This is a genomic window from Burkholderia sp. S171, from assembly GCF_009766085.1.
Taxonomy (GTDB): Bacteria; Pseudomonadota; Gammaproteobacteria; order Burkholderiales; family Burkholderiaceae; genus Caballeronia.
Genome location: NZ_LMUF01000026.1, coordinates 80,577 through 104,260, shown reverse-complemented (window position 1 = coordinate 104,260; position 23,684 = coordinate 80,577). Strand labels below are relative to the sequence as shown.

The 23,684-nt window shown below is 61.3% G+C and carries 23 protein-coding genes; 10 read left to right on the top strand and 13 right to left on the bottom strand.

Annotated elements, in window-relative coordinates:
- Positions 1-15: 15 nt before the first annotated feature.
- The 12 genes from araH to mpl all read right to left on the bottom strand — a co-directional run bounded on the left by araH (position 16) and on the right by mpl (position 13,482).
- Positions 16-1,008 carry an L-arabinose ABC transporter permease AraH gene (araH, locus tag GSQ93_RS12640; protein WP_031361326.1) on the bottom strand — a complete coding sequence of 331 codons (993 nt, stop codon included), beginning with the start codon at positions 1,006-1,008 and terminating at the stop codon, positions 16-18.
- A gap of 27 nt (positions 1,009-1,035) precedes the next feature.
- Positions 1,036-2,553, bottom strand: coding sequence for an L-arabinose ABC transporter ATP-binding protein AraG (gene araG, locus GSQ93_RS12635; RefSeq protein WP_158936017.1), 1,518 nt, complete (start codon positions 2,551-2,553; stop codon positions 1,036-1,038).
- An 88-nt stretch (positions 2,554-2,641) separates the two neighbouring features.
- The gene (locus GSQ93_RS12630) at positions 2,642-3,652 is read right to left on the bottom strand and encodes an arabinose ABC transporter substrate-binding protein (protein ID WP_158936015.1); all 1,011 of its coding nucleotides are present in this window, start codon (positions 3,650-3,652) and stop codon (positions 2,642-2,644) included.
- A 119-nt stretch (positions 3,653-3,771) separates the two neighbouring features.
- Positions 3,772-4,542 carry an SDR family oxidoreductase gene (locus GSQ93_RS12625; RefSeq protein ID WP_158936013.1) on the bottom strand — a complete coding sequence of 257 codons (771 nt, stop codon included), beginning with the start codon at positions 4,540-4,542 and terminating at the stop codon, positions 3,772-3,774.
- Positions 4,539-5,216 carry a 2-dehydro-3-deoxy-6-phosphogalactonate aldolase gene (locus GSQ93_RS12620; protein WP_158936011.1) on the bottom strand — a complete coding sequence of 226 codons (678 nt, stop codon included), beginning with the start codon at positions 5,214-5,216 and terminating at the stop codon, positions 4,539-4,541. Before GSQ93_RS12620 ends, GSQ93_RS12625 begins: the two co-directional genes overlap by 4 nt.
- Positions 5,217-5,226: 10 nt before the next feature.
- Positions 5,227-6,255: a 2-dehydro-3-deoxygalactonokinase gene (locus tag GSQ93_RS12615; RefSeq protein ID WP_158936009.1), complete on the bottom strand. Its 1,029-nt coding sequence runs from the start codon at positions 6,253-6,255 to the stop codon at positions 5,227-5,229.
- Positions 6,252-7,205 carry an IclR family transcriptional regulator gene (locus GSQ93_RS12610; RefSeq protein ID WP_254073858.1) on the bottom strand — a complete coding sequence of 318 codons (954 nt, stop codon included), beginning with the start codon at positions 7,203-7,205 and terminating at the stop codon, positions 6,252-6,254. The genes GSQ93_RS12615 and GSQ93_RS12610 overlap by 4 nt, the downstream gene beginning before the upstream one ends.
- Positions 7,206-7,657: 452 nt before the next feature.
- Positions 7,658-8,380: a monofunctional biosynthetic peptidoglycan transglycosylase gene (gene mtgA / locus GSQ93_RS12605; protein ID WP_158936007.1), complete on the bottom strand. Its 723-nt coding sequence runs from the start codon at positions 8,378-8,380 to the stop codon at positions 7,658-7,660.
- A gap of 59 nt (positions 8,381-8,439) precedes the next feature.
- Positions 8,440-9,300 carry a shikimate dehydrogenase gene (aroE, locus tag GSQ93_RS12600; protein WP_158936005.1) on the bottom strand — a complete coding sequence of 287 codons (861 nt, stop codon included), beginning with the start codon at positions 9,298-9,300 and terminating at the stop codon, positions 8,440-8,442.
- Positions 9,297-11,399, bottom strand: a complete 2,103-nt coding sequence (locus tag GSQ93_RS12595) for a ribonuclease catalytic domain-containing protein (RefSeq protein WP_158936004.1) — start codon at positions 11,397-11,399, stop codon at positions 9,297-9,299. The genes aroE and GSQ93_RS12595 overlap by 4 nt, the downstream gene beginning before the upstream one ends.
- Positions 11,400-11,497: 98 nt before the next feature.
- Complete coding sequence (locus GSQ93_RS12590; protein ID WP_158936002.1) at positions 11,498-12,085, bottom strand: YqiA/YcfP family alpha/beta fold hydrolase; 588 nt, start codon at positions 12,083-12,085, stop codon at positions 11,498-11,500.
- Positions 12,082-13,482: a UDP-N-acetylmuramate:L-alanyl-gamma-D-glutamyl-meso-diaminopimelate ligase gene (gene mpl / locus GSQ93_RS12585; protein WP_158936000.1), complete on the bottom strand. Its 1,401-nt coding sequence runs from the start codon at positions 13,480-13,482 to the stop codon at positions 12,082-12,084. Before mpl ends, GSQ93_RS12590 begins: the two co-directional genes overlap by 4 nt.
- 170 nt (positions 13,483-13,652) lie before the next feature.
- On the opposite strand from mpl, the gene GSQ93_RS12580 reads away from it, so the two are divergent.
- The 10 genes from GSQ93_RS12580 to GSQ93_RS12535 all read left to right on the top strand — a co-directional run bounded on the left by GSQ93_RS12580 (position 13,653) and on the right by GSQ93_RS12535 (position 22,691).
- Positions 13,653-14,303, top strand: a complete 651-nt coding sequence (locus GSQ93_RS12580) for a UDP-N-acetylmuramate--alanine ligase (RefSeq protein WP_158935998.1) — start codon at positions 13,653-13,655, stop codon at positions 14,301-14,303.
- Complete coding sequence (locus GSQ93_RS12575; protein WP_158935997.1) at positions 14,300-14,851, top strand: TlpA disulfide reductase family protein; 552 nt, start codon at positions 14,300-14,302, stop codon at positions 14,849-14,851. The genes GSQ93_RS12580 and GSQ93_RS12575 overlap by 4 nt, the downstream gene beginning before the upstream one ends.
- Before the next feature lie 203 nt (positions 14,852-15,054).
- Positions 15,055-15,567, top strand: coding sequence for a type II 3-dehydroquinate dehydratase (gene aroQ, locus GSQ93_RS12570; RefSeq protein WP_158935995.1), 513 nt, complete (start codon positions 15,055-15,057; stop codon positions 15,565-15,567).
- A gap of 155 nt (positions 15,568-15,722) precedes the next feature.
- Complete coding sequence (gene accB, locus GSQ93_RS12565; RefSeq protein WP_158935993.1) at positions 15,723-16,205, top strand: acetyl-CoA carboxylase biotin carboxyl carrier protein; 483 nt, start codon at positions 15,723-15,725, stop codon at positions 16,203-16,205.
- 166 nt (positions 16,206-16,371) lie between these two features.
- Positions 16,372-17,754, top strand: a complete 1,383-nt coding sequence (accC, locus tag GSQ93_RS12560; protein ID WP_031360758.1) for an acetyl-CoA carboxylase biotin carboxylase subunit — start codon at positions 16,372-16,374, stop codon at positions 17,752-17,754.
- 29 nt (positions 17,755-17,783) lie between these two features.
- The gene (gene prmA / locus GSQ93_RS12555) at positions 17,784-18,686 is read left to right on the top strand and encodes a 50S ribosomal protein L11 methyltransferase (RefSeq protein ID WP_158935991.1); all 903 of its coding nucleotides are present in this window, start codon (positions 17,784-17,786) and stop codon (positions 18,684-18,686) included.
- Positions 18,687-18,731: 45 nt separating this feature from the next.
- Positions 18,732-20,105, top strand: coding sequence for a zinc-ribbon and DUF3426 domain-containing protein (locus GSQ93_RS12550; RefSeq protein WP_158935989.1), 1,374 nt, complete (start codon positions 18,732-18,734; stop codon positions 20,103-20,105).
- Between the two features lie 201 nt (positions 20,106-20,306).
- Positions 20,307-20,807, top strand: a complete 501-nt coding sequence (tpx, locus tag GSQ93_RS12545) for a thiol peroxidase (protein ID WP_158935988.1) — start codon at positions 20,307-20,309, stop codon at positions 20,805-20,807.
- Positions 20,808-21,116: 309 nt separating this feature from the next.
- Positions 21,117-22,052 (top strand): carbohydrate kinase family protein, encoded by a 936-nt coding sequence (locus GSQ93_RS12540; protein WP_158935986.1) that lies wholly within the window; start codon positions 21,117-21,119, stop codon positions 22,050-22,052.
- A gap of 162 nt (positions 22,053-22,214) precedes the next feature.
- Entirely contained in the window at positions 22,215-22,691 is a 477-nt protein-coding gene (locus tag GSQ93_RS12535; RefSeq protein WP_158935985.1) for a glycine zipper 2TM domain-containing protein, read from the top strand.
- A gap of 286 nt (positions 22,692-22,977) precedes the next feature.
- Here the strand turns inward: GSQ93_RS12535 and GSQ93_RS12530 are convergent, their stop codons facing one another.
- Positions 22,978-23,670, bottom strand: a complete 693-nt coding sequence (locus GSQ93_RS12530) for a histone H1-like repetitive region-containing protein (RefSeq protein WP_158936114.1) — start codon at positions 23,668-23,670, stop codon at positions 22,978-22,980.
- Between the last annotated feature and the right edge of the window lie 14 nt (positions 23,671-23,684).

Here is a 23,684-nt window from a genome sequence, read left to right as displayed (position 1 = left end):
ATTGAATCGCCGAATTTAGTCGCGCGAGCCGCGATTCTTCAACTGGTCGAGCAGCACAGCGGCAAGCAGGATCGCGCCGCGCACGAGGTACTGATAGAACGCGTCGATGTTCATCAGGTTCATCACGTTCTCGACCGTACCCATGATCAGCACGCCGATCACCACGCCCGAGATGGTCGCGCGGCCGCCGAGCAGCGACACGCCGCCGAGCACGCACGCAGAAATCACGTTGAGCTCGAAGCCGTCTGCGGCGTTCGGTTGTCCCGACGTAATCCGCGACGCCAGAATCACCCCGGCGAGCGCTGCCACTGCGCCCTGGATCAGGAAGATCCAGATGCGCGTGCGTTCCACATTAATACCCGCCAACCGTGACGCTTCCGGGTTACCGCCGATCGCAAGCGTATTACGTCCGTACACGGTTTGATTCAGCAGCACGCCGAAAACGATGAAACACGCCAGCGTGACCCAGATCGGCAGCGATACGCCGAACATGGTCAAGCCGCCGAGCGCGATAAACGTATCCGACGACACGCCCACCGCCTGTCCATGCGACACGATAAACCCAAGCCCGCGCACCACTTCCATCGTAGCCAGCGTAGTAATCAGCGCGTTGATCCGCAAGTACGCAATCACCGCGCCGTTCACGAAGCCGATAGCCGACCCCGCCGCCACCGCCGCAATAATCGCGATAAAGGTGTTGCCCGTGGCGTTCAGCACCATCGCGCAGAGCACGCCGGCGAACGCGACCGTAGATCCCACCGACAAGTCGAAATCCCGCGATGCGAGGCAGAACATCATCGTGCAAGCGACCATGCCGATCTGCGAAATCGACAGCGCCAGGCCGAGCATGTTCTCGATCGAGAAGAAGTGATCGACCGTGAGCGACATCGTGATGAACATCAAGACGAAGATCACGACGAGGCTGTATTCGGTGATCTGCTGCCACCACCGCTGCTTGTCGTTTTTCGCTGGCACCAGCGTGTTGGTAATATTTTCCCTGACTTCCATGATGTCCTCCATCTCCACTTTATTACTTCAGGCTGCCTGCGCAGTCGGTTCGGATTGCACAGGCAGCGCAAGATTCAGCACTGATTTTTCGGTCGCCTTCCCGCGCAGCAATTCGCCCGCGATCCGCCCTTGCCGCATGACCAGGATCCTGTCCGATACCCCCAGCACTTCCGGGAGTTCAGACGAAATCATCACGATCGCGCAGCCGCGTTCGGCCAGTTGATAAATCACGTTGTAGATCTCGTGCTTCGCGCCCACGTCAATACCGCGCGTGGGTTCATCGAGGATCACAACCTTTAGTTCCGGCTCAGCGAGCCAGCGCGACAGAATGGTTTTCTGCTGATTGCCACCCGAGAGGAAGCGAATCTTCTGCCTGCGGCTCGGCGTCTTGATCTTCAACAACTGGATGAAACGGTCGGCGGTTTCGGCTTCTTTCTTACGATCCAGGAACAGACCGGCGCGCAAGTAATGCCGGCGGCACGAGATATTGATGTTCTCCGACACCGAAGCCATGGCCACGATGCCCTCTTCTTTCCGGTCCTCTGGACACATCACGATGCCATGCCTGATCGCTTCACCCGCGCTGCGGACTTTGATCGGCTTGCCATCCAGCTCGATCGTGCCGGCCTTCTTATGGTCCGCGCCGTAGACGAGGTGCATCAGTTCGCTGCGTCCCGCGCCCACCAGCCCGAAGAAGCCGACAATCTCGCCGCGGCGCACTTCAAAACTCGTCGGTTCACGCAGCGCATGACCTTCCACATTCTTCACGGAGAAGCGCACATCGCCGAGCTCGCGTGGCTTGTAATCGTAGATATCCGCAATTTCACGCCCGACCATTTCCTGCACCATCGTATCGCGCGGAACCTCGGCCAGATTCGCGTGCGACGCGATCTTGCGGCCATCGCGGAAAATCGTGCATGTATTGCACAGCTCGTAAATCTCGTCCATGCGGTGCGAGATGTAGATCAGCGCGCGGTTGTCCGCTTTCAGCTCGCGCACGAGCTTGAACAGCACTTCCGTCTCGCGATGCGACAGCGACGACGTGGGTTCATCGAGCGCAATCACGCGTGCATTGCGCAGCAGCGCCTTGCAGATCTCCACCATCTGCCGTTGCGCAATGGAAAGCTTCTTGAGCTTTGCGTTCGGGTCGAGATCCACACCCATTTGCAAAAGCCGCTCGCGCACGTGCTTTTTCCCTTCGCGCTTGTGCACCCAGCCGAACGTGTTCGGCAAAGAACCGAGCAGCAGGTTTTCTGCGACCGTGAGATCGGGCACGTATTGCAATTCCTGGTGAATCACCGCGATACCCGCCGCAATCGATGCAGCCGCGCTGCCGAATTTCACCTCGTTGCCATCGATCAGGACACGCCCGGAATCCGGCTGATATTCACCGCCCAGCACTTTCAGCAAAGTCGATTTGCCCGCGCCGTTCTCGCCCATCAGGCCGTGCACTTCGCCGGCGTTGACGTCGAACGACACGCCGTCGAGCGCGCGCACGCCTGGAAAAACCTTACCGATATTGTCAAAACGCAGCGTCGCTGACACATCGCCTCCTTGGAATTCGTGCGGACCGCAACGCCTTAAGAGACGCTGCGATCCGTGTTGCTCTACCAATACCTGATACGAAAAGACCTTACTTAGCCGATGCCAGGCCCATCTTTTCGCGCACTTCACCCACGTTGTCACGCGTTGCCAGCATGCCGGTCGTCAGCGTCACGAGCGGCGGTTCCTTGCCGTCCTTGATCCATGTGTACATGAGTTCCGATGTTTCTTCGCCATGACGCTTCGGGCTGATGATCACCGTGCCGTAGAAGCCGGTCGGGTTCGGTTTCTTGAACTCGTTCAACGCCGAATCCGAACCGCCGATACCCACGCCAATCATGTTGTCCGCCTTGAAGCCACGGCCTTCTGCAGCACGCACTGCGCCGAGCACGGCTTCGTCGTTCAGGCCGAACGCCACCCAATGCTTGAACTGGGTGTTTTTCGTCAACGCGATGTTGGCTGCGTTGAAGGCGTTTTCAGTATCGGTCTTGGCTTGCGGCGCCATTACGATATTGGCCTTCGGAAAGCCCGCTGCGACCAGCGCTTCGACTGCGCCAGCGGTGCGGTCATGTGCGGTCGGAAGCTGTTCGTACGTCACGTCGATAGCGCCGACTTCGGCCATGTTCCAGCCGCGCTTCTTGATCTCGGCCGCAATGCCATCGCCCACTTGCTTGCCGATATTGAATGCCGAAATACCCATGTAAGGCACCGATTCAATCGGCTTGCCCGAGCCGTCGACCAGACGGTCATCCACCGTCATCATCTTCAGTCCGGCAGCCTTAGCCTTCGCAACGATGCCCGGTCCGAGCTTGACGTCAGGCGTGCAGATCACGAAACCCTGTGCCTTTTGCGCGGCGAGGTTATCGATCGCGCTCATCACCTTTTCACCCGACGGCGCGCCGATCTTCACCAGCGTGAAGCCCTTCGCCTTGGCCGCCATTTCGGCGAATTTCCATTCGTCCTGGAACCAGGGTTCTTCGGGTTGCTTCACCAGGAAGCCGATCTTGACGTCGTCGGCGGCTTGCGCCACCGGCGCCGCGAACATGGTCGCGCTGGCTGCGGTGGCCGTGGCAACCAGTGTGAGGAACATTCTGCGTTTCATGGTCTGTCTCCTGACTTGAGCTGTCTAGTTGGTACGAAGGTGTTGGCCGCGTCTTGTTGTCATGACGTCGCACCACGGCCAGTGCGTCATCCTTTACTACTGAATCGTTTACGTCTCGTTCAGTCGTGGTACAGCGCCGAGCGCCCGCCATCGACCGTAATGCAACTTGCGTTGATAAACGGCGCCTCGTCGGACGCGAGGAACACGGCGGTCATCGCCACTTCCTCCGGCTGGCCGATGCGCTTCATCGGCTGCAGATCGAGCGTTGCCTGTTTGGCCTTCGCCGGATCAGCCTGTTCGTTCCACCAGTCGTGCGTGAGTTGCGTCTCGATGTAACCCGGCGCAATCGCGTTCACCCGCACCTGCCGCCCCGCATATTCGATACCCAACGCCCGCGTCAATCCGATCACCCCGTGCTTCGCCACCGGATACGGAAAACACCCCGGGATGATCTTGAACGCGTGCGTAGAAGCAATATTCACGATGCTGCCGCGCCCGCGTTCAACCATGCCCGGCAACACGGCGCGACAGCCGTTCCAGACGCCGTCGAGATCGACGGCAAAACAGCGGCGCCAGTCATCGTCGGTCATGGTCAGCGGATCGCAGAACACATTGATGCCCGCGTTGTTTATCAACACGTCGACGGGGCCGAACTTCGCTTCGGCTTCGCTCACTGCGTGTTGCACCGACGCGCTTTGCGTCACGTCCGTTTGCACCGCGAGCACGTTGTCCGTCGATCCGATCCGCGCCGCCGTTTCACGCGCTAACGCAATATCCAGTTCCGCCAGCACCACCGCCGCGCCTTCGCGCACGAACGCGCTGGCAATCGCCGCGCCGATGCCACGCCCGGCGCCGGTGATGACCGCGACCTTGCCTGCGAGCCGGTTCATTTCTTCTGGCCTCGTGCCACAGCCAATCCATTGATGAACGCCTTCGCATGCGACGCCGTGGTCGCTGCGCTCTGACCCGGCTTGTACAGCGCTGAACCGAGACCAAAACCATTTGCGCCCGCGGTCAGGAACGGTCCCATGTTGTCCGGCGAGATTCCACCCACCGGCACGAGCGGCACTTGCGCCGCGATCACCGCGCGCCAGGCCTTCACCACATGCGCGCCAAGCTGCTCGGCGGGGAACATCTTCAGCACATCGGCGCCGTTCTTCAGCGCGAGAAAGGCTTCGTTCGGCGTCGCGACGCCCGGCGAACACGCAAGCCCTTGCGCTTTCGCGGCGCGCACGACATCGCCGTCGCTGTGCGGCATCACGATCAACTCGCCGCCCGCATTTTTCACTTGCGCGACGTAATCCGGATGCAGGACCGTGCCCGCTCCGACGATGGCATCGGCAGGCAACGCTTTGCGAATCGCCGCGATGCTGTCGAAGGGTTGCGGCGAATTCAACGGCACTTCCATGATCCGGAAGCCTGCTTCGTACAACGCGAGGCCGTGATCGGCGGCGTCCGCCGGCGTCACGCCGCGCAGAATCGCGATGAGCGGACACAGGCCGAACGCAGCCGCTAGACCAGCGTGTGGCGCGTACGGCGCGGGGAGGTTGATATCGATTTGCATGGTGCTGCTCCTAATTAGATGCGCTCGCCGTCGACTGGATCAGGCCGGCCTGCAGCGCGATCCGATGCAACCCGCGCTCGGTCGCGTGCGCGACGGTCCGCGCATCGTGGCAACCGAAACGTGCGAGCGCGTGGCGATAACGTTCGCACAGCGCGTCGTTACCGATCAGCCTTAACGCTTTGCCCGCGAGATCCGATTCCTCACGCGCCAGCACTTCGTTGAGGCCGCGTAATTCGTGGCCGATCAACAGGCCCGACAGGTAATCCGCTTGTTGCTCGGGCTGCAATTGCCCGGTCAGTCCCAGCGTGCGGGTGCTGAAAATCGTCGCGAGCAACCCGGCGTGGCCCGCGTCTTTGGCGGTATCGACACCGCGAATGAATGCGCCCAGGTCTTGCTGATCGGTCACGCGCATCGTGCGGCCGAGAATGGTGTGATCGCGCAGCGCGCCGAAGGTCTCGCCGGTCATGAAGGTGTAGAACCGTTCGATCCGTGCCTTCGATACCACCGCCCACTTCGCATGCGTTCCGGGCAAGCCGATCAGGCCGCCGTGCGGTTCTTGGTCCAGCGTGGGATCGCTGGCGAGCGCACCGAAGATCTGAGTTTCTTCACCGCGCATCACGTTCGGCAACGCGCCGTCTTCAAGCACGCCCGGGACGATATGAACCGCAATGCCCTTGAGCGTTGTCACGCGCACGATGCCCGCGACCAGCGCAGCCGGATCGGCGGGGGTGGACACGCACGGCGCCTCCACCCAGCCCTGCGCGCTGCCGACCATGCCCGCCGCAATCACCGGAAGCGACGCATCGTTCGCGAGCCAGGCGCCGCAGGTTGCATCGAATACTTCGTCGAAACCGCCTTCCGCTGCGGGCTTCGGCAAATTCATGATGCCCGCCGACGATGCCCGCGTATCCAGCACCGCGCCGCTTGCGCCGAGCAGATAGGCTCTTAGCGAAGTCGTGCCCCAGTCCAGCGCGATGAGCGCCGGCGCTTCGTTCGCGCGCGTTGATTGCGTCTCGGCCGATGTGTCGATCCGCGTCATCGTTTGATCCTGCGTGTTGCGGGCTGCGGAACGCGCCAGCCGAGTTCTTGCGAGATCGCGCGCGCTTCGCGCTGCACGACCGGAATCAGTTCTTCCATGCGCTCCGACGGCATGTACGGAATCGTGCTCGCCACCGACAGCGCCGCGACAATCGCGCCCGACGCGTCACGCACCGGCGCCGCGACGCAGCGGATCGACGCTTCGTTTTCCTCGAGATCGAAGGTGAAACCGCCTTGCGAATAACGTGTCATGCGCTGCACGAAGGTATCGATATCAGGCTGGTGATCGGGCTTGAAACTCACCTTTGCCAACACGCGATGCGACGCTTCCAGCAGCTTCGACCACGTTTCGGGCGGCAGGTCGAGCATCATCGCTTTGCCAATTCCCGTCGATGCCAGCGGCATCCGGTGACCTACGCGTGAGCGCATTTCGAGGCCGCGCGTGCCGGGAATCTTGTCGATGTAGAGCACGTCGTCGCCGTCACGCACGCCTAGGTGGATGGTGTCGTGTGTATGCTCGGCAAGCACTTGCAAATGTGGGCGCGCTACCGCGGTGAGCGGCATTTGCTCAAGAGCGATCGTGCCGAGTTCGATCAGCTTCGGGCCGAGCAGATAACCACCGCCGACCTGGCGCAGATAGCGCGCCTGCACCAGCGAGCTCACCAGGCGATGCGTCGTGCTGCGAGTCGTGCCGAGCGCCGCGCCGATGCTGCGCAGATCACGCGCGCCGCCGGCTGCGGCTTCGAGAATCGCGAGGCCGCGCAGCAGGGTTTGCGTGCCAGCTTGCTGCGGCGTGAGGTCGAGCAATGCGGCCGCCGATGCCTGCGCTTCGCTCGGCTTGTTCGCTTCGTTGGCTGCGTCTGCTGCATTTACCTCGGGCGCTGCCGAATTACCGGCCGTGCGGTCCATCGACAATTCATGCTCGACGGTGGGATTCAGGGTCTTAGTCATGGCACTCGATGTTCGCGGCTTGAGAATGATTACGCGTTCGTTCACGACGCGAGTTACCGGGCCGATGGAACGCGGCGAAGCGTCACGCAGGATGCGGCGCGGGGAATCATCGATAAGGAGTGCGAGACGCACGGAGGCGAGTGCAGATGCGAGCGCGCTGAGTGCGCTGATGTCGCTGACGTGGGCATGACTTGTCTCCGAGTGCTTTTTTCGTTTCACGCGGTCTACGGGAAAACCCCGAGCCGGGTGTAACTGCCGTTTTGGCTGTGATCGGATTTTAGAGCCGGGCGTCTCGATTATTCAATATGTGATTGATGTGTTCACATATTGGGAGGTTAATCGGGTTTTTAGTGAACGTTCGGAAAACAAAAAACCCCGACGAAGCGGGGTTTTGGGGGGGAAACGAGGGTTCGCAAACCCAGGCTGCGTCGGCTTATGCAGGAGTTTTTTCTTCAATGCGGCAGTTCCGCCGCCCCCATCCGCCGCGTAATCACTCCCGCCCGCTGCGACAAATACGCCGATCCTCTGTGTTCATCGAAGTATTTCGGCCTCGGCAACATCACCGCGAGCCGCGCCGATTGCCACGCGCTCAGCTTCGACGCCGACGTCTTGTAGTAGTAATTCGCCGCCGCTTCAGCGCCATACACGCCATTGCCCCACTCCACCGAATTCAGGTAGATCTCGAAAATGCGTTCCTTGTCCATCCAGAGCTCGAGCATCGACGTGATGACCAGTTCCTCCGCCTTCCTCACGTAACTCTTTTCCCGCGATAAAAACAGGTTGCGCGCCAGTTGCTGGGAGATGGTTGACCCGCCCGCGACAATTTTGCCGCGCGCCTTGTTCTTCTCCCAGGCTTTCAGGATGGCGTCGGTTTCGTAACCGTTGTTGGTGACAAAGTTCGCGTCCTCGGACGCAATGATCGCGCGCTTCAAATTGCGCGAAATCTGGTCGTACGGAATCCAGGTGCGCTGAATGGCGAGATCGGGACGATCTTGCGCAAGGCGCCACGCGTCCGAGCGCATGAACGCCGTCGATGAGGGATTGACGAACGTATAAATCCCGACCATCGCGAAGAAGTAGACCTGCGTGGCGATGACGGCAATCGCCATGACCGAGATGCCGTAGACGATCCACCGAGCCGGCCCGAGACGAACGGGCGATTTTGTTCTTGTCATCGTGCTTCTTCTGGTTGGAACGAATCGGAACATAACGGCGCGCTGATCCACGCGCTCAATTAAACCTTCGTCGATAACTCCAGCCGCAACGCACGCAGCACCGCGCCGCTGTCCGGACGCACCCCGCGCCACAGGAAAAACGATTCCGCCGCTTGCTCGACGAGCATCCCAAGGCCGTCGGCCGAACGTGCGCCGAGGCTGTCGGCATGACGCATGAATACGGTCGGCTGGGCGCTGTACATCATGTCGTAGGCGAGCGTGCCGGGGCCGAACGAACCGTCGTCGCAATCGGGCAGCGAGTCGTCGAGACTGCCGGCCGTCGCGTTGACGATCACATCGTACGGGCCCGCTTCCACGCTATCCGCAGCGCCGCCGGAGAAACGCACATGCACGGCGTGCGCGGCATCGGAGAAATGATCGACGAGTTGCCGCGCCTTCGATGCCGTCCTGTTCACGATAGTCAACGCCGCCACGCCGCCATCCAGCATGGGCAGCACGACACCGCGCGCCGCGCCGCCCGCGCCGAGCAACAGCACGCGCGCGCCTTTCAAACCAACGCCCAGATTCCCTTCGATATCACGCACAAGGCCCACCCCGTCGGTGTTGTCGCCGAGCACGCCGTCGGCGTTGAACGCCAGCGTGTTCACCGCGCCCGCAGCGGCGGCGCGCGGCGTGAGGGTATTGGCGAAAGCGTGCGCGTCGAGCTTGAACGGCACGGTCACGTTCATGCCGCGACCACCGGATTCGACGAACGCGCGGACATCGTCGGCGAACGCACCGATTGTCCCAAGCACGCGCCCATATTCGATCGCCTCGCCCGTCTGCTCGGCAAAACGCGCATGAATCCACGGTGATTTGCTGTGCGCGACCGGATTGCCGATCACGGCATAGTGGTCCCGAGACGCCAAGCCCGATGTCATCGCGTCGGCTCCGTCGTGTCGGGCGTGCTTTCGCCGGCCGGTTCGTCGGTTGCTGGTTCTGCGTTCGTGGCAGCTTCGCCTTCCGGCACCGCTTCCGCCTGCGCCTCAGCTTCGCTCTCTGCGCTCAAATCTTCCGCTTCGATCGACTCTTCTTCCGCTTCTTCCTGCTGCGCCTCAGCCTCTTGCGCCGACACCGGAGCGGGCGCATCGATCACATGCAGCAAGCGGCACGACGCCTCGACCGTGAGTTCATCGAGACTCATGACGTCCAGCATCACCTTCGTCCCGCGCGCGTGCACGCCAAGGCCAGGCACGTGCAGCATCAGCGGGATTTCATCGAGGCGCACGAGATCGTCCTTCACCACCGACGCCGCCACGTGCTTCTTGTTCTCCTGCTTCAACCATCGCAGACACCAGAAGTACTCCATGCGCCGTTGATAATCGGCGTACGCGGAATACTGATCATCGAAGCCCTGAACAACAGCGAACAAATCAGCGTCTTTCGGCTTGAACGGTGCGACCAGCGCAGCCGTCACGCCATGCCGCACACACGCGAGCAACTGCCATTGATTGACCAAGTCGACGTATCGACGCAACGGCGACGTGCTCCACGCATATTGCGCAACCCCCAGCCCTTCGTGCGGCGCGGGCGTGGTTTGCATGCGCGTGCGCTTCGGACCCGGCGCGCCGAATCCGCGCTGCGACCGGTAGATCCCCGGCACGCTGTGATCGTTAAGAAACGCGCCCCACGATGAATTCGCCAAAATCGCCAGCTCAGCGACGATCAAATCAAGCGGCGATCCGCGTCGACGCGGCGTGATCGTGATGTGCTCGCCTTCCACATAGAAATTGAAGTCGTTGTTCCGCTGCACCTCACGCCGCAGACCGTACCCGGCGCGCGCTTCCTGACGCTTTTCGAACAGCGCCTGCGCGAGCGGCCACAGCACCGCGATGTCATCCTTGTGCGCATACTCGCCGCTACCCGCCGCGAGCGATTCCTCGGTGACGTGTTCGTCCAGATGATTGTGTCGAAGATTGCTCTTCACGAACACACGCTCGGCGCGCGTTTCGGTCGCGACAATTTCCTGCGTTTCCCGATTCACGATGATGTACAGCGACAACGCCGGCCGCAATCCGCCTTCCGCCAGCGTGAACGCTTCCACGACGCTGTCCGGCAGCATCGTGATCTTGTCGCCGGGCATGTAGACGGTGGACAGGCGGGTACGCGCGATTGCATCGATCATGTCGCCGCGCGAGATCCCCAACGCCGGCGCCGCGATGTGAATACCCACGCGCACGCGGCCATCGGCGAGATGCTCGACGGAGAATGCGTCGTCAATTTCGGTGGTGGTGACGTCATCGATAGAAAACGCCTGCACGTTCGCTTCCGGCAGATCGTCGGGCAATGGTGGCACCGTGACCGGCGCGAAGCCCGTCCCGTGCGGGAAAAACTCCGACAGGAAACGCGCTTCGTGCAGCGCACGCGCCGAGGGAATGCCACCCACTTCCAGCATCAGCCGCGCTTGCGAAATCCCGCGAGCGGCAGCGGCCGCTTCAAGCGCCTTATATTCGATAGCGTTCTTGTCCGGCTTCGTCAGCAAGCCGATTGCCTTGCCGGCGAGCGCATCGGGCAGTTTTCCAGCGACCAGTTCGGCTTCGTAACCCGCTTGCACCAAGGCAAGTTGCCGTTTCTTTTCCAGACCGGCCAGCGCCATCTGCAACTGTTCCTGCGGCGCGCGCTGATACTGCCCGCGCCCCTTGCGGCGAAAATACACCGGCGAACCGTGCATGCGCAGCACAAGCGCGGCACGCTCGGTAGCGCCGAATTTATCGCCGAAATAATCCGCGCCCAGTTCCGCGAACGGAAATTCTTCTTCCGGTGCGCACTCCCATAGGAAGTCGAGATCGATGTCCTGTGCGATGGCATCGGCCTGCTGCATCAGATCGGCGGCGTTCGGTTTCTCGAATTCGATCAATACGTCTTTGGCACGCACTTTCGCGCGTCGCCCGCCCGGCAACTCGACCTGAAACGCATCGTTCTGCTTGGACAGAACGGCGCCGGCCTTGAAACTACCTGATTCCTCAAAAAAAACGTTCACTCAATACTCTCGAAAGACTGTTGGTCGACGTGGCGTTCAGTCGGGTTCGCATCCCGTACAAAGCGCCAAGCCCACATAAAAGGAAACGCTCAGGGTCTTCAGGCCGCGACAGCGGGCGGCCGAGCCTCGCAGAACGCGAGCACCTGGTCCAGGTAACTGGGAAAGTCGCTGATCGCGTGATCGCTGCCCTGGATTAGCGTAGTCCGCACATCCGGGTAATGCGCGAGCATGGTGCGATAGTCGAGCACTTCGTCGCCGGTGGCCGCGATCAGATAGTAGCGGTCCGGGCGGGTGATCGACGAGACGGAAAGCGCACGCAATTCATCGATATGACGCGGCTCGACCACAATACTGCCGCCGCCATGCCACAACGGCTGCTCGCCGAGATAAGCGCTCAGGTCCTCTTGCGGCACGACCGCCGGATTCAGCAGGACCGCGCGCCAGCCGTGTTTTTCGGCGAGCCACGTTGCGTAGAACCCGCCGAGCGAGCTGCCGATCACCGTGATCTGGTCGTCATCGGCAAGCGCTGCGAGAGATTCGGCCAGCGCTATGGCTTCGCGGGGCGAGACCGGCAACGTCGGGCACTGCCATTGGTCGATCAATCCGAGCTCTTCCAGCCGCGCGCGCATCACGCGGGCTTTGAAAGATTGTGGCGATGACCGAAAGCCGTGCAGATAAAGAATCACACCCGCTCCTTGGTGGCCGGCCGCGTGGACAGTGCGTCGAGCAGCTTCTGATGCACGCCGCCGAAGCCGCCGTTGCTCATGACAAGCACGTGATCGCCAGGACGCGCCGCGGCGGCGATTGCCTTGACGAGCGCGGCAAGGTCGCTGAACGCCTGGGCTTTATCGCCGAGCGGCGCCAGTGTCGCTTGCAGATCCCAGCCGAGCTTGTCGCGGCCTTCGTGCGCGCCATAGCCGAAAACCAGGTCGGCGTCGGCGAGACTGGCCGGCAATTGCGCTTTCATGGTGCCGAGTTTCATCGTGTTCGAACGTGGTTCGAGGACGGCAATGATGCGGCTATTTGCACCGATGCGCGTCCGCAATCCCGCTACCGTCGTTTCAATCGCAGTGGGATGATGCGCGAAGTCGTCGTAGACGGTCACGCCGTCCACGCTGCCCTTCACTTCCATCCGGCGTTTCACGTTCCGGAACGTGCTCAGCGATTGCGTCGCCTGCGCCGGCGGAACGCCTACGGAACGCGCCGCCGCGATTGCTGCAAGCGCATTCATTCGATTGTGCTCGCCTTGCACTTGCCAGTCGACCACGCCCAGGCGCTCGCCTTCCCAGAACACGGCGAACTGCGCGTCGACGGCCACACCGTCGATCGCGGGCAGCGCTTCCCAGCCGCCTTGCACACCGAAGCGTTCGACGCCCGACCAGCAACCACGTGTCAGCACGCGTTCAAGCGCGGCTTCGCGGCCGTTCGTGACGATTCGTCCGACGCCGGGCACGGTGCGCACCAGATGATGAAATTGCGTCTCGATAGCAGCAAGATCCGGAAAGATATCGGCGTGGTCGAATTCGAGATTGTTCAGCACCGCCGTGCGCGGCCGATAATGAACGAACTTGGAGCGTTTATCGAAGAAAGCGGTGTCGTATTCGTCGGCTTCGATGACGAAGAAGCTTGAATCCGTCAGCCGCGCCGAGATGCCGAAATTCAGGGGCACGCCGCCGATCAGGAAGCCCGGATTCATGCCGGCATCTTCGAGCAGCCACGTCACCATGGAACTGGTAGTGGTCTTGCCGTGCGTGCCGGCGACCGCGATCACCCATTTGCCGTTGAGCACGTGCTCACCAAGCCATTGCGGGCCGGACGTATAAGGCAAGCCGCGATCGAGGATAGCTTCCATTAGCGGATTGCCGCGCGTCACGACATTACCAATGACGAAGAGATCGGGTTCGAGCGCAATTTGCTCTACGCCATACCCCTCGATCAACTCGATGCCCTGCGCCTCGAGCTGGGTGCTCATCGGCGGATAAACGCCGGCGTCGCAACCCGTGACGCGATGACCCGCTTCCCGGGCGAGGACCGCAAGGCCACCCATGAATGTGCCGCAGATACCGAGGATGTGAATGTGCATAAAGCGTGTGTTCGTGGCGGAAGAGCCGTTAGCACGGGAAGGAATAGTGAAGGATTCCGGCGCCCGGAGCGGTACATTGTAACCGACGGATGGGCGGGGATTTTTGCTGACGGCAAGCCCGGCCTCGCCCCCGACCGCGAACAAAAACCTATCTCCGGTATCATTCCGCCATGATTCGCAAATCACATTTCGATCCGCTGCGCGTGCGCGAAGAAATCGCCATTGCGGCGGCGCGGCTGATCGCCGAAGACGGCCTAGACTATTCCACCGCGAAGCGCAAAGCCGCCCGGCAAGTCGTCGGAGAAACGCGCATTGGCGGCGAATGGCTACCGGATAACGGTCAGATCGAAGAGGAAATCCGCGAGTACCAAGCAATCTTCCAAAGCGAAAGCCAGCCAGCCGTCCTGCGACGCATGCGCGAAGTCGCATTCGAATGGATGCAGCGACTCCAGCCATTCAACCCGTACCTCACCGGCGCGGTGCTGAACGGCACGGCAGGCGAACACTCGGACATCCATCTGCAATGCTTCTGCGATAACCCCAAGGAAGTCGCTATTTACCTGCTGAACGCGAACGTTCAATACGACGTATCGGAAACCCGGCACTTTGCCGGCCGCGGTTACGTTGAAACCCTGAGCTTCCTGATGCGCCCCTCGCGCGACGAGGAACCCATGGGCATTCACGTCGCGCTCTACGACACCAACGATCTGCGCGGCGCCGTTCGCGCGGACGGCCGGGGCAAGCTTGCACGTGCAAGCGCCGCCGCCGTGCGCGCACTGCTCGACGAGCCCCCCGCCTCCACCCCGGCCCCCTCTCTATGAATTCAATGCGCATTGTTGCCGCCCTCGTTATCGCCATTGCGGCAACTGGCGGCGGTTTCTACGCCAGCCACGTGATGATGGGCGGTGAAACGACCCAGGCAGCAGAAACCACGTCGAAAGCAAGCGGCAACGCCGTCGATGATCTCTGGAAAGCGCAGTTGCAAAACGCTGCAGGCACGCAACAAGCGCTTGCCTCGTTCAAAGGCAAACCCGTGGTGGTGAACTTCTGGGCGTCGTGGTGCGGCCCCTGCGTGAAAGAAATGCCGACGCTCGCGGCGCTGCATCGAGAATATGAGAAGAAAGGCATCACGTTTATTGGCCTCGGCGTCGATTCCGAGAAAAATGTGAACGCGTTTCTTCAGAAGGTGCCCGTCGATTACCCGATCTACATTGCGGGCTTCGGCGGCGCCGATCTTGCCCGCAGCTTCGGCAATAACGCGGGCGCACTGCCTTTCACCGTCGTAATAGACGCGAAAGGGGTGATTCGTTCGACAAAACTCGGCGAAGTCGATCCAAAAGAGCTGAAAGCGACGCTCGACGCCTTATAAGACGGCCCGTTGACCCTCCGCAAATCGATATCGATCGCGGGGAGATGCAGTCATTTCCAGAAACTTTGCGCGAAAATACGCGCAAAATGCGCGTATACGGCCCTTCCGCACCCATGATTCGGGCCTCGGGCCGCCCGTGAAACTAGACAAAATTCTCTAAAGGGCGCTAAAGTGCGCCCAACTCCGCACAAACCAAAGCCACTATGTCACGACTGTTGGTCCTGCACGGCCCAAATCTTAATCTGCTCGGCACCCGCGAACCGGATGTCTACGGTCGCGTAACCCTTGCAGAAATCGATAAGGCGCTGGCAGAGCAGGCACAGGCTGCGGGCGCGGAATTGTCTTCGTTTCAAAGCAATCATGAAGGCGCGATCGTGGACCGCATTCAGCAGGCGCGGACCGAACAGGTGGACTTCGTGCTGATCAATCCCGCTGCCTACACGCACACGAGCGTCGCGATCCGCGATGCCCTCGCGGGCGTGGCGCTGCCGTTCGTCGAGATTCATTTGTCGAACGTGCACAAGCGGGAAGCTTTCCGGCATCACTCCTATTTCTCCGATCTGGCCGAAGCCGTGATTTGCGGCCTGGGCTGGAAAGGCTATGTGTACGCGCTCGATTTCGCTCTCGAGCGTCTTGCTATGAATGCTGCTGTAAAGCTCGCTGTGAAGCTGGCTGAAAAATCGGCTGAGAAATCGACTGAGAAGCCACGCGCTTGAGTCGCGATCCGCACAAAGCAATTGAACTGCTCGCACAACGTGATGCGGAGCGCGCGTCCGCGGTATCGGACAACGCTCCCGTCGGCGGCACCCAACTACCAAGTCAAGCACCGGAAAAAGCTTCCGGTCACCAAGCATTGAAAGGGGAATTTTCGATGGACCTTCGTAAACTGAAAACGCTAATCGACCTCGTCTCGGAATCCGGCATCTCGGAGCTGGAAGTCACCGAAGGCGAAGGCAAGGTTCGCATCGTCAAGAATGCCGCGCCGGTCTACATGCAGGCCCCGCAATACATGCAGCAACCGATGCAGCAAGCGCCGCAATACGGCCAGCCGGGCGACGCAGGCAATGCAGGTGCCGCCGCCGGCGCGCCGGCTACGCCGGCAGCCGTCGTGCCGCAAGGTCACGTGGTGACCTCGCCGATGGTCGGCTCGTTCTACCGCGCGCCGTCGCCGGGCGCCGACGCTTTCGTGCAGGTCGGAGACACCGTCAAGGAAGGCCAGACGCTTTGCATCATCGAAGCCATGAAGCTGCTCAATGAAATCGAGTCGGACAAGTCGGGCGTCGTGAAGGAAATCCTCGTCGAGAACGGCCAGGCCGTCGAGTACGGTCAGCCGCTGTTCTTGATCGGCGATTGATTTCCCGCGATGCTGCCGGACCCAAGCGTATGCAGTTGTCATGCGCCCAGCCGGTGGCCGCAGTACCCGGGCACTCGCCTGACTAACCGGCGAGACGCGCCGCCGATCTCCCAGGACCGCCACGGACATCCGTCCCGGCGTTCCATCGATGAGTCGAAACCTTGCTATGTTTGAAAAAATCCTCATTGCGAACCGTGGTGAAATTGCGCTTCGAATCCAGCGCGCGTGCCGCGAACTAGGCGTCAAGACGGTCATCGTCTATTCGGAAGCCGATAAAGAAGCCAAGTACGTGAAGTTGGCCGATGAAGCCGTGTGTATCGGACCGGCTCCGTCCAACCTCAGCTACCTCAACATGCCGGCGCTGATCAGCGCAGCCGAAGTCACCGACGCCGAAGCGATCCACCCCGGCTACGGTTTCTTGTCAGAGAACGCGGATTTTGCAGAGCGCGTTGAGCAATCCGGCTTCACGTTCATCGGACCGCGTCCGGAAACCATCCGCTTGATGGGCGACAAAGTGTCCGCCAAGCAAACGATGATCAAGACGGGCGTGCCGTGCGTCCCGGGTTCGGAGGGCGCGTTGCCCGACGATCCGAAGGAAATCGTGAAGATTGCCCGCGCGGTCGGTTATCCGGTGATCATCAAGGCGGCAGGCGGCGGCGGTGGTCGCGGCATGCGCGTGGTGCACACCGAAGCGGCGCTGGTGAACGCGGTGAACATGACCCGCGAAGAAGCCGGCCGGGCATTCGGTAATCCGCAGGTCTACATGGAGAAATTCCTGGAGAACCCGCGGCACATCGAAATCCAGATTCTTGCCGACTCATTCCGTAACGCAATCTGGCTGGGCGAACGCGATTGCTCCACGCAGCGCCGGCATCAGAAGGTGATTGAAGAAGCGCCGGCGCCGGGTATTGCGCGACGCTTGATCGAGCGGATTGGTGATCGTTGCGCCGACGCTTGCAAGAAGATGGGTTATCTCGGCGCGGGTACGTTCGAGTTCCTGTACGAGAACAACGAGTTCTATTTCATCGAAATGAACACGCGCGTGCAGGTCGAACATCCGGTAACGGAGCTGATTACCGGCGTAGATATCGTGCAGGAACAGATCCGTATTGCTGCCGGCGAAAAGCTCGCGTTCCGCCAGAAGGACATTGTCTTTCGCGGTCACGCGATCGAGTGCCGGATCAACGCGGAAGATCCGTTCAAGTTCACGCCGTCGCCGGGACGTCTCACGTCGTGGCATATGCCGGGCGGTCCGGGAATTCGTGTCGATTCGCATGCGTACAACGGCTATTTCGTCCCGCCGAACTACGACTCGATGATCGGCAAGCTGATCTCGTACGGCGCGACCCGCGAGCAGGCGATCAACCGCATGCGCATTGCGTTGTCGGAAATGGTCGTGGAAGGCATTTCGACCAACATCCCGCTGCATCGCGAGATGATGATCGACGCGAAGTTCGTCGAAGGCGGCACGAGCATTCATTACCTCGAAAACAAACTCGCCGCACGCAAGGCGGCAGCTGCCGTCGCTGCGGAAGACGCGGCGCAATAACGCCATAACGTATCAAGTAGGGCTTCAAGATGAGCTACCGGGAATTGATCGCCGAGCTGGACCGGGAACACGCGGAAGCGTTGTCGGATGCGCTGCTGGAGTTGGGCGCGCTGTCGGTATCGGTGGAAGACGCCGACGCCGATACCCCCGATGAGCAGCCGCTGTTCGGCGAGCCCGGCCTCACGCCGGACCAGAAGGCGTGGAACCGCTCACGCGTGGTCGCGCTTTTGGCGGACGCCGCCGATCCCGCCGTGCTGCTTGCGGCGGCGGCGAATGAAATCGGCTTGAAAGACGCGCTGGCGTTCACGCTGCGCGATGTCGAAGATCAGGACTGGGTGCGCCTCACGCAATCCCAGTTCGATCCTATTCCTATCGGCAAACGGATCTGGGTCGTGCCGTCCTGGCACGCCGCGCCCGATCCGGACGCCCTCGTGCTCGAACTTGATCCGGGCCTCGCGTTCGGTACCGGCAGCCATCCGACCACGCGGCTGTGCATGGAGTGGCTCGAGCAATCGGTGGAACAAAACCAGTCCGTGCTCGATTACGGCTGTGGTTCCGGCATCCTCGCGATCCTGGCGAAGAAATGCGGCGCGAACCCGGTGATTGGTATCGATATTGATCCGCAAGCCGTGGAATCCGCGCGTCAAAATAGCGAGCGCAATCACGCCGATGTCACCTACGGCCTGCCCGACGATTGCCCCGAAGGGCAATTCGATATCGTGGTCGCGAACATTCTGTCGAACCCGCTGAAGCTGATGGCATCGATGCTTTCCACGCGTGTGAAACCGGGCGGACGCATCGCTTTGTCGGGCATTCTGGCGCGCCAGGCCGACGAAGTGGCCGCGGTCTACGCACGCTGGATCGACATCAGCGTATGGCGCGAACACGAAGGCTGGGTGTGTCTTGCCGGTACCCGCCGCGAAAGCCTTTAGAATAGCGCCATCGTCCATCTACCGGCCTCTGGCCTTCGGCTACATATGGCGCTGGCAACCCGCTGTCCCCACTGCGAAACGGTATTCCGTCTTGACCCGCATTTGCTCGCGCCGCACGACGGCCGCGTGCGGTGCGGCCATTGCCAGGAAATCTTCGATGCAGCGCATTACCAGTTCGACCGCGACGAAACCGTCATGGCCGCGCTGGCTGCAACCGCGCCGAATTACGGCGTAGATCCGGCAAGCCCGTGGGCAGAGAAATCGAGTGCAGAGGTTTCCGGCGACAAACGTGACGCGCTCGGCATTCCACTGCACCCATTCGTCTCCAATGCTACCGCTCTCGCGCCTCAGGCCGAAGCGGAACGCACTCCGGTTGCGCGCGCTGAACCGCTCGCGGGGCTCGCTGCGGGTGAAGCGGTGTCGCACACGCGTGCGGACAGCGATTTTCCTGAAAAGGGACGCACTGAATTCCCATCGCAAGCGGTTAATCGCGCTGAGACGGACGTACACGCTGATGCGCCAGCCGATGCCCCGGCTCGCACTGAACTGCGCACTGATTCTTTCGTGGGTCGAAGCGAAGGCGATTCACTGAAGGAATCGCGCACTGATCCGTTCATTGGCCGCACCGAAAACGAAGCGCTTAACGAGTCACGCGCGGACGAGTCACGTGCTGACGGGCCACGTGCCGAATCACGCACAGAACCGTTCGTTGGCTGGAGCGAGCCGCGTGCGGAGAGTGAAACGCCCGCGCCCCGCCGCCCAGCCGATACCCCCACGCGCGCCGAACCCGCCCCGCTTGGCACCGCCGCCGCTGCTCCGTGGGCAACAGACCCCGTCGAACCGAGCTTTGGCAGCGCGGCTGTGTCGCCTGAACCTGCTTTTGAGCCCACTTCTGAGCCGTTCCCCGTTATCCGTGAAACGCGCACGCCGGCCCGTTCGGGAGTCGCGTGGAAGATCGTCGGCTCGTTGATCGCGCTCGCGCTGTTTGTCGTGTTGATCGCGCAGATCGCGTGGTGGCAACGGGAGACCGTCATGGTCTATTGGCCCGCCTCGCAGCCGCTCTTCGTGCAAGCGTGCGAGCAGATTGGCTGCGTGGTCGCGCCGCCGCGGGATATCGACGGTTTGCAGATCGAGAACTCCGGTCTGCGTCAGGTGGACGGATCGCACAAGCTTGAACTGAAACTATCGCTGCGCAATCGCTTCGACGTGGCGATCGCGTATCCGGCACTGGAACTTACCCTCCTCGACGACAAGAACAACGTCGCCATCCGGCGTGTCCTGTGGCCGCAAGACTACGCGCGTCCGGGTACGGTGATCGGCGCGGGCCTTGCCGCGCGCAGTACGCAGCCCGTGATCGTGCGACTCGATACCGGCGACGCGGTCGCGGCGAATTATCGCGTGCAGATTTTTTATCCCTGACACGCGTCTGCTTTAGCGCGTCCACTTACGCGAGTCTGCTTTAGCGCGCCCGCTTTCACGTTTTACGCTTAACCGTTTTCTACGCGTTTTCTGCGCGTGCCCTGTGATCCGTCAGTCGTTTTTTTCCGCGTGCGTCGCTCGTCCGTCCCCGGCCAAGCGACGCGCACATTCCCTGAACATCAGACACTTTCTGGAGTAGACATGAGCCAAGTTACCCTCGGCGGCAACCCGATCGACGTGGCAGGCACGTTCCCGGCAGCCGGTGCAACAGCTGCGGATTTCACCCTGATCGGCAAGGATCTGGGCAACCTGACGCTGGCGAGCTTCGTCGGCAAACGTAAGGTCCTGAACATCGTGCCGAGCCTCGACACGCCGACGTGCGCCACCTCCACGCGCAAGTTCAACGTTGCCGCAGCCGGTCTCGACAACACCGTCGTCGTAGTCGTATCGGGCGACCTGCCGTTCGCGGCAACGCGCTTCTGCACGACGGAAGGCATCGAGAACGTGGTGACGGCATCGACGTTCCGCGGTCATGACTTCGCGAAGGCCTACGGCGTCGATGTCACGAGCGGACCGCTGACGGGCCTGACGGCGCGCGCAGTGGTGGTGATCGATGAAAACGACAAGGTCCTGTACTCGGAACTCGTGCCGGAAATCAAGAACGAGCCGAACTACGACGCAGCGCTCGCCGCGTTGAAGTAAGTATCGGAGAGCGCGGGCCGGTTGCGGCTTGCTCTCTCCGAGCGGCGGCGAGGCCGATCTCGATCTGCATCTTGATTCGCCCCTCGCCGCGCCGGCTCAACACCCGAAGCAAGACAGTTATTCGGTCAGCCGTAGCGAGGTCAACTCGCAACGGCAGTAAGCAGCAATGCGCATCCGTGACGGGGTGGAACACCCGCCGCGTGACGAATGCGCAGCGTTTCATACAAGCGTGCACTGTGCACAGGAACTCAAGCCTGCGCGCACTTTCATCGACGCACTTTCATCGATCTACTTTCAGGGAATTCGCCAGTGTCTACGCTCATCTGCGGCTCGCTCGCCTACGACAACATCATGACGTTCCAGGGCCGCTTCGGCGACCACATCCTGCCAGACCAGGTGCATCAGCTGAACATCAGCTTCCTCGTCCCCACGATGCGGCGCAACTTCGGCGGCTGTGCGGGCAACATTGCCTACGCGCTGAACCTGCTCGGCGGCGACGCGAAGATCATGGCGACCCTCGGCGAAGCCGATGCCCAGCTTTACCTCGATCGTTTCGATGCACTGGGTCTGTCGAGGGAATATGTGCGCGTGCTGCCCGACCAGCACTCGGCGCAATGCTTCATCACCACCGATCTCGGCAACAACCAGATCACCGCATTCCACCCGGGCGCGATGATGGACTCGCACTTGAACCACGCCGGCGAAACCAACGGCATCACGCTGGGCATCGTTGCACCAGACGGCGCTGATGGCATGCGCCAGCACGTCGAGGAACTGGCGGCAGCGGGCGTGCCCTTCGTCTTCGATCCGGGCCAGGGCCTGCCGATTCTCGAAGGTGTGGAACTTCGTCGCATGATTGAACTTGCCACTTACGTGGCAGTCAACGATTACGAGGCGAAATTGTTGAGCAACAAGACCGGCTGGTCGATCGACGAAATGCTGAGCCGCGTGCAAGCACTCGTGATCACGCGCGGCGAGCACGGCGCGCAGATTTTGCACGCTGAAGGCGTCGAAGAAATTCCGGCTGTGAAGGCTCAGAAGGTTATCGATCCGACCGGTTGCGGCGACGCATTCCGCGGTGGCTTGCTATATGGGATCGAGAACAAGCTGGGCTGGGCAAAAACGGGCCGTCTCGCCAGCCTGATGGGCGCGCTGAAAATCGAGCATCAGGGTCCGCAGACGTATGCGCCCTCCCGTGCCGAGATCGGCGAGCGCTTCGAGCAGGCGTTTGGTTCGGCGCTCTAAGGGTTTTAAGCGGTGCAGTGAAGAAAGTTGAAAGGCAGAGGTTGAAGCGCAGAGGTTGAAATGCGTCATTGAAGCGGCTTTGGGCGACGCTCCGGCAATGACATGGAGCAGCAGGCTGTTGGCTTTCCAAGCAGCAGCCTGCCGTAATTTAGTGGAGTGAGAATGAAGATGACAAGTCGTATGGCGCTGGCAGCAGCGCTTGTTAGTTCCGTCGCCATGACGGGATGCGCCTATAACAGCAGTTCGCCCGATGTGTACACCGCGTCGCAAGCCCAGCGCGAAGAAACGGTCCGCATGGGTACCGTCGACAGCGTGCGGGGCGTCAAGATCAGCACGAACAACGGCCAGCCTAGCGGGCTTGGCGCTATCGGCGGTGGCGCACTGGGTGCGGTGGCCGGCAGCGCGCTTGGCGGCGGGCGTGGCTCGATTGTGACGGGGATCATCGGCGGGATCGCGGGTGCGGTGGCGGGCAATGCTGTCGAGAACGGCGTCGCCACGCAGAACGGGCTGGAGATCACCGTGCGCCTGGATAACGGCGACATGCGTGCCATTACGCAAACTGCAACCGGCGAAGTGTTCCAGGCCGGCGAGCGCGTTCGGTTGTTGTCGAGCGGCGGCGTGACGCGAGTGACGCACTAGCGGATGAAGAATCTGCCGGCATGATCGAACGGGTCATGCCGGCGTAAGAGAAAAGCGCATGCGCCTTCGGGCCCATGCGCTTTTTTTCGTCTATGAGTCGGGTATGCGTTCGGCGTTGGGAGTACTGAGGGCAACGCACCGCCGCTGCCCCGGTCCATGTCACCCTGTCACGGTCGATAAAAAAACCCGCTGCCGGCGAACCACCGGGAGCGGGTTTTGGACCGCGTAGCATTACACGGTCACGAGACACATCGCGTGTGTCGAAGTACTGCGTTACAGCCTGCGCTTACGGGCGGCTGCCCGTCGGGAACGGCCATGCAGCGGCCGGATTCAACGCCGTCTTGACCGTTGCAGCCGGGGCCGCAGGTGTCGTTGCCGTCGTCGCCGGTGCTACAGCAGCCGTCTTCTTCGCAGCGGCAGCCTTCTTGGCCGGAGCCTTTTTAGCAACCGGAGCGGGCGCTGCAGCAGGAGCCGCAGCCGGAGCAGCAGCTACGGCAGCCTTCTTCGCAGCAGGGGCAGCCTTCTTGGCGGGCGCAGCCTTCTTGGCGGCCGCCTTTTTGGCAGGTGCCTTCTTAGCAGGCGCCTTTTTAGCAGCGGCCTTTTTAGCGGCAGCCTTTTTGGCAGGGGCCTTCTTGGCCGCAGCCTTCTTGGCAGGCGCCTTTTTAGCAGCAGCCTTCTTCGCAGGCGCCTTCTTGGCGGCAACCTTCTTAGCCGCTGCCTTCTTCGCAGGAGCCTTCTTCGCTGCAACCTTCTTCACTGCAACTTTCTTGGCGGCAACTTTCTTCGCCGGCGCCTTCTTGGCTGCAACCTTCTTAGCCGCGACCTTCTTCACTGCGACTTTCTTGGCGGCAACTTTCTTCACTGCAACTTTCTTGGCTGCCGGTGCCTTCTTCGCGACCGTTGCCTTCTTGGCAGCCGTTTTCTTAACAGCCGGTTTCGCTGCAGCTTTCTTTGCGACGGACTTCTTGGCTAATGCCATCATTTTCTCCTTCA